Below are 2833 nucleotides of genomic sequence, written 5' to 3'. Positions count from 1 at the left end.
TCTTGTAGCGGGGACACGACTCGAACGTGCGTCCGTCAGCAGACGGATATGAGCCCGGATTTCGTCAGTAAACTAATTGTTGTATCTGTTGTCGAATGTAAGCTCTTCCTCTGGAGGATTTGAGTTGTTTTTCATGTTTCATAGCATCCCTTTTGTTATCAAAAAAGACGACAATGGCAACTTCCCAGGGTCTGAACTTTAGTGTGTATCCTTTTGTTGCGAGCTGGTTGTGCGAATGAAAACGATCAATAAGATTGGCTGTATATCCGATGTAGATTTTATCGTGTTTTTTGGAGTAAAGCACGTAGGTTACGAACATGGCGGGTGATTTTTATAGCAACAAAAAAGGCCAACTTTTCAGTTGACCTTCTTTCTTGTAGCGGGGACACGACTCGAACGTGCGACCTTCGGGTTATGAGCCCGACGAGCTACCAACTGCTCCACCCCGCAATATAGTGCGTTTATATATTCTGTTTTGATCCCTTATTTTCGTTACCGTTGTATCGAAACGGGAGTGCAAATATAGAGAGTTTTCTTTGTTCCTGCAAGTTTATTTGAAAAAAACTTTTCTTTTCTGTTAAGAAGATACTACGAAAAAGAAGCTATTTTAACCTATTGAATTGCGCCCCAACCAAATTCGTCGTATCTTTGCAGGCGCAAATGGAAGAGAATAAAAAGCATAAAGCAGGATTCGTTAATATTGTAGGAAGCCCTAATGTCGGGAAATCTACATTGATGAATGCTATGGTGGGAGAGAAACTGTCAATCGTTACTTCGAAAGCACAGACTACACGTCACCGGATACATGGGATTGTGAATGAGGATGATTACCAGATTGTCTTCTCAGATACGCCGGGGGTGGTAAATGCAGCTTATAAATTGCACGAAGCCATGATGGGATTTGTCGAATCTTCCCTGAAAGATGCGGATATTCTTCTGTTCATTACCGATATCTTTGAGAACGAAATGAACCATGAGGCAACACTGGAAGCCATTCGAAAACTGGAAAAACCGGTGATTTGTCTGATTAATAAAATTGACCTTGGTGATCAGGATAAAGTTGTACAGCGGGCCGAGTACTGGAAAGAAAAACTTCCGAATGCACAGGTGCTCCCTGTATCCGCATTACATAAGTTCAATTTGGATCAGGTGTGGCAGCGGATTTTAGAATTGCTCCCCGAATCCCCTCCTTATTTTGATAAGGAAGAGATCAGTGACCGACCGATGCGCTTTTTTGTATCTGAAATCATCCGTGAAAAAATCTTTATACATACGCAGAAAGAGATTCCGTATTCGAGTCAGGTTGAGATTGAAGAGTATAAAGAAGATGAACGGATGGTGCACATACGCGCACAGGTCATTGTAGAACGCAATTCGCAGAAAGGAATTATTATCGGTGCGGGAGGTTCTATGTTGAAACGAATCGGGAAAGAATCCCGCCTGGATATTGAGAAATTTGTCGGAAAGAAAGTTTTCCTTGAAACTTTTGTTAAAGTAGATAAAGACTGGAGGGCTTCGGATGGCAAACTGAAAAAATACGGATACAAATCATGAGTAACATTATAGCTATTGTAGGTCGTCCGAATGTCGGAAAATCGACTTTATTTAACCGTCTGACGGAATCCAACCAGGCCATCGTCAAAGAAGTGAGCGGTGTTACCCGTGATCGTATCTACGGAAGAGGGGAGTGGAATGGTGTTCCGTTTTCGGTGATCGACACCGGAGGATACGTAAAAGGATCGGATGATATTTTTGAGGGAGAAATCCGTAAACAGGTCGAAATTGCTATTGATGAAGCAAATGTTATTGTTTTCGTTGTGGACGTGATGACCGGAATTACCGATCTTGATGAAAAAGTAGCAGGAATGCTGAGAAAGTCAAAAAAGAAGGTCTTTATTGCTGCTAATAAAGTAGACAATACAGAACGCATCGGACTTTCTTCTGAATTCTATTCCTTTGGTTTTGGTGAAATATTTGATATTTCAGCCGTTAATGGTTCCGGAACCGGTGAGTTGTTAGACGAGTTGGTGCAGCATTTTGATAAGGCTGCTGATATGGACGAACCGGATATTCCCCGGGTGGCAGTTGTAGGAAAACCTAATGTGGGTAAATCTTCACTGATTAATGCACTTACGGGAGAAGACCGAAATATTGTTACGGATATCTCAGGAACGACCCGGGATGCCATTAACACCCGATACAATTCTTTTGGTTTTGATTTTATGTTGATCGATACGGCAGGGATCAGAAAGAAAAGTAAAGTACACGAGGATATTGAGTACTATTCGGTTCTGCGTTCAGTTCGCGCGATCGAAAATTCGGATGTGTGTATCTTTATGTTGGATGCAACGGAAGGAATTCAAAAGCAGGATTTGAGTATTTTCTACATCGCAGAGAAGAATCATAAGGGAGTCGTTGTTTTGGTAAACAAGTGGGATTTGATTGAAAAAGACCACAAAACTACCAAGGAATACGAAGATAAAATACGGGAAGAGTTGGCGCCGTTTAATGATGTGCCGATTCTGTTTACTTCTACCGTAACTAAACAACGGATTCACCGTACCCTGGAAACAGTTATGCGTGTGTACGAAAATCGTATTCAACGTATACCTACGAGCGAGTTGAATGAGGTGATGCAGGAAGTTATTGCAGGCAACCCGCCTCCATCTGTGAAGGGAAAATACATTAAGATCAAATATATCCAGCAGTTACCGACACATGCACCGGCATTTGCATTCTTCTGTAATCTTCCACAGTATATTGGGGAATCCTACAAGAGGTTTTTGGAGAACAGAATCCGGGAAAACTGGGATTTTGAAGGTGTTCCGATTCG

The 2833-nt window shown here is 41.9% G+C and carries 3 protein-coding genes and 1 tRNA gene; 2 read left to right on the top strand and 2 right to left on the bottom strand.

Features of this window, described 5'->3' with window-relative positions; genetic code table 11:
* Window positions 1-64: 64 nt before the first annotated feature.
* Window positions 65-319 (bottom strand): GIY-YIG nuclease family protein, encoded by a 255-nt coding sequence (locus AC4PL9_RS11620; protein WP_491604919.1) that lies wholly within the window; start codon window positions 317-319, stop codon window positions 65-67.
* A gap of 58 nt (window positions 320-377) precedes the next feature.
* Window positions 378-450 (bottom strand) — tRNA-Met (locus tag AC4PL9_RS11615).
* Window positions 451-660: 210 nt separating this feature from the next.
* Between AC4PL9_RS11615 and era the strand changes: the two genes are divergently transcribed.
* Together era and der are read left to right on the top strand one after the other, a co-directional pair.
* A complete protein-coding gene (era, locus tag AC4PL9_RS11610) occupies window positions 661-1554 on the top strand; it encodes a GTPase Era (protein ID WP_491604918.1) in 894 nt (297 codons plus the stop codon).
* Window positions 1551-2833, top strand: a 1283-nt coding sequence (gene der / locus AC4PL9_RS11605; RefSeq protein ID WP_491604917.1) for a ribosome biogenesis GTPase Der, incomplete at its 3' end; no start/stop codon positions are given. The genes era and der, both read left to right, overlap by 4 nt.

It is taken from the genome of Wandonia sp., assembly GCF_984588085.1.
The sequence above is the reverse complement of the archived record's forward strand: the minus strand, read 5'-3'. Positions and strand labels throughout refer to the sequence as shown.